Here is a 6,944-nt window from a genome sequence, read left to right as displayed (position 1 = left end):
CTGCGCCAGGCCGTAGAGCGCCCAGCCATTGGCTGGCGCCTGGACCAGCGCGGCGCGAAACGCCTGCGCGGCGTCGGCGGGCCGGCCCGCCTTCAACAGCGCGGCGCCAAGCGACTGGCTGACCGGATAATACCAGTAGGGCGGTTCCTGATACGGCAGCGCGGCCTCCAGCGCGATCGCCGCACGATACTGGTCGATCGCCGCATCATAGCGCCCGGCGGCATAGGCCATGCGGCCGCGCGCCACCGCCTCCGCCAGCGCGATCAGCTCGGGCGCCGGGACACCCTGTTCGACCAGGCCGGCGATCGCGGGGGAGCGGCGCAGCGCGGCCAGCGCCGCCAGCTCGCCGTCAAACCCGCGCTGGTGACGCCGCTGGGCATAGGCGACCGCGCGCGCATAATGGCGCATCGCCGCGGCATAGGGCAGGCGAGCGTCGGGTGCCGGCATCGCCAGGATCGCCTTTGGCGTCGCGAATTGCGCCATGGCCAGGAACGGCGCGGCGTCGATCGCCTGGATCCACCCGATCTTCGCCGAGGTCGCCGGATCGAGCAGCGTGCGCAGCCGCCGTGCCTCCCGGATCGCAGTGCCCATGTCGCCGGCCAGTTGGGCAGAGGTGACGATGAAATGGATGTTGTGCGGATAATAGCCATAGCGGGCGAGGCCCTGGTCGTTCGAGCTGCGCAGGAACGCCTCATCCGCCCGCGCCGCCGCGATGTTGACCCGCACCGAATCGGCATAGCGTCCGACCAGCTGATAGATATGACCCGGCATGTGGACGAGGTGGCCGGCGCTGGGCACCAGCGGCGTCGCCAGCCGATCCGCCGCCGCTTCGGCCCGGCGGGGCGTGGCGCTGTTCTCCATCAGGTGGATGTAGAGGTGATTGGCCTGCGGCTGGCTGGGCGTGCGGGCCAGCACCGTCTCGATCAGCCGCACCGCATTGCCCGAACGGCCGACCGGGGTGCGCTTGTCCGCCTCCCAATAGTTCCACGGCGTCGTGTCCATCGCCGCCTCCGCCGCGAGGACGGCGACATCATCCTGCTCGGGAAAGCGGCGCGCGACGGCGATCATCGCATCGGCATAGGCATCGTCCAGCGCGGCGCGGTCGGCGGCGGGGTCGACCGAATAGCGTCGGGCGACCGCGTCGATCAGCGCCTGTTCCAGCGGCGTCGCGCCGGGCCGCAGCGCTCGCGCGCGGGCGATCGCCGCCATCGCCGCCGGGCGGTCGCGATCGTCCATCGGCGCGTTGATGTTGGGCCCCAGCGCGACCGCCTCGCCCCACCAGCACAGCGCGCAGTCGGGATCGAGCCGCTGCGCTTCCCGGAACGATCGCACCGCGCCGGCATGGTTGAAGCCATAGCTGAGCATCAGTCCCTGATCGAAATAGAGCCGGGCCGGCTCCTTCGCCGTCACCGCCAGATGGCGCGGCGCGCTCAGATCGGCATAGAGCGGCATCGTCGGCGCCTGCGCGCCGGCGGGCGGGGTGGCGCGGCTGGCGAGCAGAAGCTGCTGCCGGAATTGCGCGCGCCCCCCGCTACCGCTGCACACCGACTGCGCCTGCCGGATCGGATCGAGCAACGATGGCGTGGTGAGCCGATCGGGCGCGTTGGCGACGCTGGCCAGCATCAGGCCGGCGCTGGCCGATACTGCCGCCCTGACCAGATTCTGCATCGCGGCCCCCGCTTCCGATGTCGGATCAGGATGCCCCCGGCACCGCCCTTTCACGCAAGAGCAATACCGGCCTTTCCTGCGGAGTGCCAAATACCATCATTACCGCGACGAAACAACAAAGGTCCGTCATGAACAGCGGATGACGATGTGCCGGCGGGTGCTTGATCTTGGCGAGGTCTCTACGTTGTCTGACCTTTCGGCCACCGTCCCAAGCGATCCAGCCCACACTATGGCAGCAGCAGCGACGCATCCCCGTAAGAGTAGAAACGGTAGTCATTTTCTATCGCATAGGCGTAAGCGTCTTTCATCCGTTCCAGCCCCATCAGCGCCGATACCAGCATGAACAAGCCGGCCTCCTTCCCAAAGGCGACCCACTCCAATCCCACGCGCGAATCCATGCGAAAGCGCGTTCGCAAGCATGTCTGTCGGGAAGCTTGTTTAAGGGCTGGTGCCGCCTACAGGACTCGAACCTGTGACCCCCGCATTACGAATGCGATGCTCTACCAACTGAGCTAAGGCGGCTCGGGGCCGGGCCCAGGGGGCTCGGTCGAGGCGGCGGCGCTTAGCAGCGTGTGGGCGGTCGCGCAAGCGGGGGCGGCACGGCGGTGGGCTTTACGCCGTGTTTACCACATCCAGTGCACATCTCCCCGGAAGAGGATGCACGTATGCATCCGGCGAAGGACGGCTTCATGGATAGTGCGCGTGGCAACGACGAGCGGCTGGATGCCCAGTCCCAGGTGGACCAGCCCGGCGGCCCGGTCGGCGATATCGCGGTCGATGTCGGCGACGACGAACGGCGGATGCACGTGCGTGCCTATAATCACTGGGTGTCGCTGCTGCGCGGACGCGCCTATCCCTCGATCGAGGATCTCGATCCGGCGTCGATCGCCGATTTCGGCCCGCACAGCGTGCTGCTCGATTTCACCGGCGGGATCGAGGACCCGCGCATCCAGTTTCTCGGCCGGGCGCTGCGCGAGGAATGCGACATCGACATCGGCATCACCCATATCGCCGAAGTGCCGGGCCGGTCGCTGCTGTCGCGGCTGACCGACCATTATCTCCAGATCATCGCCAATCGCGCCCCGATCGGATTCGAGGCGGAATTCGTCGGCACGCGCGGGTGCAACACGCTGTATCGCGGCATCCTGATGCCGTTTTCGTCCGATGAGGACACCATCGATTTCATTTACGGCGTGATCAACTGGAAGGAGATGGTCGACGCCGATACCCAGGCGAAGCTGGCTGCCGAGGTCGCCGCCGCGCGCCGCGCCGCGCCCGCCGCGCCGGCGCCGGTGTGGGCCGACGGCCCCGGATCGGGCTTTGACAGTGATGTCGCCGACGCCGGCGACGACCAGCCGCTGCCCGCCGAGGCCGGGCTGGCCGACCACCTGTTCGCCGCGCGCGAATCGGCGCTTGCCGCCAGCGTGATCGAAACGCGCGGCCGCGCCGTGCTCTATCGCGCGCTGGCCCGCGCCTATGGTTTTGCCCGCGCGACCGAGGATGACGCCGAGGGCTATGCCGAACTGCTGGCCGATGCCGGGCTGAAGGCGCAGGCGCGTGCGCCGATGACGCCGATCGTCAAGCTGGTGTTCGGCGCCGATTACGACAAGACGCGCGTGACCGAATTCGCCGCGGTGCTGACCCACGCCGCGCGGCATGATGTCGATCCTGCGGCGTTGCCGGTGTTCCTCGACAGCTACAAGGGCGGGATCAAGGGCGTGGTCGCCGCCGAGCGCGCCGCGCGCCGGCCGGTTGGCAAGCCGTCGGGCTGGGACGCGGTCGCCGCCGAATTGCGTCGCCGCCCCCCGATGGCGCGGGTCGAGATCGGTGAGATCGATGCGGAGTTCGTCCTGCTTCTGGCGCGAAAGGCATCGGGTGGCGCGTTCGACGTCGTCGCCGTGGAAGAGGACAAGGCGCTGACCGATCGCGCCGCGCGTCGCGCCGCGGCATGACCTTCGCAACCGCGGCAAGCCTTCGCACCTGCCACAAGCCTTGAGCCGGTAACGTGCCGGGGGCATAGCCTCCGGATGGCTAAACAAACGATCAAGTCGCTGTCGCAGGCGCTGGACGCCCGACTCACTGAAGGTGCTCTCCCCGGAGAGATTGAAGGCCTGGACAAGGCTGCGCGGGCGGAGGCCGCGCGCTTCATCGCGGAGACTGGCGCGCTGCGCCCGCCCGGCACCGCCGCGATCGCGCTGGAGGCGCTGGAGACCGAGGGCCGCGAACGCCGGATGCGGCTGGCGGTGGTCAACGACGATATGCCGTTCCTGCTCGATTCGATCGCGTCGACGATCGCTGCCTACGACATTCCGATTGACCGGATCATCCACCCGGTGCTGCCGGTCACCCGCGACAGCGACGGTGCATTGTCGGCGATCGGCGCGGGCGGCCGCGAATCGATGATCTACATCGAGCTGCGCCGCGCCGACGCGCGCGAACGGCGCGGGCTGGTCGCCGAGCTGGAACGCAACCTGGGGCACGTCCGCAGCGCGGTGACCGACTGGCCCGAATTGCAGAAGGCGATGCGCGGCGACGTCGAGCGGCTGGCGGCAGCGGGCAACGCCGAAGGCGCGGCGCTGCTGCAATGGTTCCACGACAAGAACATGACGCTGCTCGGTCATGAGCAATGGCGCCGCGACGGCAAGACGCGCGGGCGGCTGGGCCTGGCGCGTCACGAACTGGCGATCCCGCTGCTGGCGGAGGCGTCGCGCGCACTGGCGCTCGAATGGTTCGAGAAGGGCGGCACCGCGCCGCTGCTGCTCAAGTCCAACTGCATCTCGACCGTCCATCGCCGCGTGCCGCTCGATCTGGTGCTGGTGCCGTTGGTCGAGGACGGCAAGATTGCCGGCCTGTCGCTGCACGCCGGGCTGTGGACCAGCGCCGCGCTGCACAGCCTGCCGGAGGAGGTGCCGGTGCTGCGCGAGCGGCTGCGCGATCTGGAGAACAAGTTCGGCTTCGATCCCAAGGGGCATACCGGCAAGGCGATGGCGCACGCGCTGACCGCGCTGCCGCACGACCTGACCGCCGCCTTCCAGCCCGCCGAGCTGGAGCGGCTGACGCTCACCGCGATGTCGCTGGCCGATCGGCCGCGGCCCAAGCTGGAACTGGTGCGCTCGACGCTGGGCCGGCACATCTTCGCCTTTGTCTGGCTGCCGCGCGACGACGTCACCACCGCGCGCCGGGTCGGGATCGGCGACATGCTGGCGAGCGCGGCGGACGCGACGGTGCTCAACTGGTCGATCGCGCTGGAGGACGGGGTGGTCGCGCTGCTGCGCTACACGCTGGACGTGCGCGGGGCGGGGCGGGTGCCCGACGTCGCGGCGCTCGACGCGGAGATCGAGCGGATGGTGCGCGGCTGGACCCCGGCGGTGGAGGCGGCGCTGGCCGCGCTGGCCGGCGACGCGCGCGCGGCGCGGCTGACGCTGCGCTATGCCGGCATCTTCCCCAACGGCTACCGGCTGGCCTATTCGCCCGACGAGGCGGCGCGCGACATCCTGCGCATCGCCGACCTGGGCGACGACGGCGCGCGATCGATCCGGATGGTCGCCGATCCGGCGCAGCCCGATCAGCTGCGTCTGCGGCTCTATCGCCTGGGCGGCGCGCTGCCGCTGTCGGACGCGGTGCCGGTCTTCGAGAATTTCGGGTTCCGCGTGATCGAGGAGATCCCGACCCGGCTGACCGGCGAGGACGGCGGTTATATCCACGATTTCGGGGTCGCCCTGCCGGGTGGCGCGGCGCGCTGCGATATCGCCACGATCGAGGGCGCGGTGGCGGCGGTGCTGGAAGGGCACGCCGAGAATGACGCCTTCAACCGGTTGATCGTCGAATCGGGGATGAAGCCGGCGTCGGTGACGTTGTTCCGCGCGTGGTTCCGCTATCTGCGCCAGGCGGGCCTGCCCTACAGCCTGGCGACGGTGGTCGATGCGCTGCGCCGCGCACCCAAGGTGGCGGCCGGACTGATCGAACGGTTCGAGGCGGCGCACGATCCGGCGCAGTCCAAGGGCGCAGAGGCGCGGGTTGTCGCGGCGGACCGCGATATCGAAGCCGGCCTGGTCGCGGTATCGGCGATCGACGACGACCGCATCCTGCGCGCGATCCGCGGCGTGGTCGATGCGACGCTGCGCACCAACGCCTTTACCCCGGCAGCGGCGGAGGCGTTGGCGTTCAAGCTCGACAGCGCGCGCGTGCCCGGCCTGCCGGCGCCGCTGCCGTGGCGCGAGATCTGGGTCTACAGCCCGCGCGTGGAGGGCATCCACCTGCGCGCCGGCCCGGTCGCGCGCGGCGGATTGCGCTGGTCCGACCGGCGCGACGACTTCCGCACCGAGATCCTCGGGCTGATGAAGGCGCAGCGCGTCAAGAACGCGGTGATCGTGCCGGCCGGGGCAAAGGGCGGGTTCTACGCCAAGCAGCTGCCCCCGCCGTCGAACCGCGACGCGTGGCTGGCGGAAGGGAAGGAAAGCTACCGCATCTTCATCCGCACCCTGTTGTCGATCACCGACAACATCGTTGATGGACAGATCGTGCATCCGGCCGGCGTTACCGTGCTCGACGGGGACGATCCCTATTTCGTCGTCGCCGCCGACAAGGGCACTGCGACCTTCAGCGACGTCGCCAACGCGATCGCGCTGGAGCACAATTTCTGGCTGGGCGACGCCTTCGCCAGCGGCGGCTCGGTCGGCTATGATCACAAGGCGATGGGGATCACCGCGCGCGGCGCGTGGATCTCCGTCCAGCGCCACTTCCTGGAAATGGGGATCGACGTGCAGAGCGAGTCGATCAACGTGATCGGCTGCGGCGACATGTCGGGCGACGTGTTCGGCAACGGCATGTTGCTGTCGAAGGCGATCCGGCTGGTCGCGGCATTCGACCACCGCCACATCTTCATCGACCCCGCGCCCGACCCGGCCGCGAGCTGGGAAGAGCGCAACCGACTGTTCCAGCTGCCGCGATCGAGCTGGGCGGATTATGACGCCGCGCTGATCTCCAAGGGCGGCGGAATCTATGCGCGCACCGACAAGACCGTGCCGCTCAGCAAGCAGGCCGCCGAGGTGCTGGGGCTGAGCGTGGGCAATTACGAGCCGACCGCGCTGATCTCCGCGATCCTTCAGGCGCCGATCGACCTGATCTGGTTCGGCGGCATCGGCACCTATGTGAAGGCGGCGGCGGAGAACAACGCCGCGGTCGGCGACCCGGGCAACGACCGGCTGCGTGTCGACGCGGAACAGCTTCGCGCCCAGGCGATCGGGGAGGGGGCCAATCTGGGCGTCACCCAGGCG

At 69.4% G+C, this 6,944-nt stretch carries 3 protein-coding genes, 1 tRNA gene and 1 pseudogene; 2 read left to right on the top strand and 3 right to left on the bottom strand.

The window, feature by feature from the left end:
* From VNR91_RS08455 to VNR91_RS08445, 3 genes and pseudogenes are all read right to left on the bottom strand, one after another.
* Positions 1-1,668 (bottom strand): hypothetical protein (locus VNR91_RS08455; protein WP_325490330.1); only part of this gene is annotated, 1,668 nt, incomplete at its 3' end.
* A gap of 227 nt (positions 1,669-1,895) precedes the next feature.
* Positions 1,896-2,015, bottom strand: a pseudogene (locus VNR91_RS08450) (S-adenosylmethionine:tRNA ribosyltransferase-isomerase); the annotation flags it as partial.
* Between the two features lie 99 nt (positions 2,016-2,114).
* Positions 2,115-2,190: transfer RNA gene (locus VNR91_RS08445), tRNA-Thr, on the bottom strand.
* A 167-nt stretch (positions 2,191-2,357) separates the two neighbouring features.
* Here VNR91_RS08445 and VNR91_RS08440 point away from each other — a divergent pair.
* Together VNR91_RS08440 and VNR91_RS08435 are read left to right on the top strand one after the other, a co-directional pair.
* Positions 2,358-3,620: a hypothetical protein gene (locus VNR91_RS08440; protein WP_325490329.1), complete on the top strand. Its 1,263-nt coding sequence runs from the start codon at positions 2,358-2,360 to the stop codon at positions 3,618-3,620.
* A gap of 75 nt (positions 3,621-3,695) precedes the next feature.
* On the top strand, positions 3,696-6,944 hold a 3,249-nt coding region (locus VNR91_RS08435), incomplete at its 3' end, for an NAD-glutamate dehydrogenase domain-containing protein (protein ID WP_325490328.1).

Source organism: Sphingomonas sp. (genome assembly GCF_035555815.1).
GTDB lineage: Bacteria > Pseudomonadota > Alphaproteobacteria > Sphingomonadales > Sphingomonadaceae > Sphingomonas.
Note: the sequence above shows the minus strand (reverse complement) of the source record. Positions and strands in the feature narration are given on the sequence as shown.

Excerpts from the sequence above, each read along its gene's own strand:
- VNR91_RS08440 (WP_325490329.1), top strand. The coding sequence starts at position 2,358 with ATGGATAGTGCGCGTGGCAACGACGAGCGGCTGGATGCCCAGTCCCAG.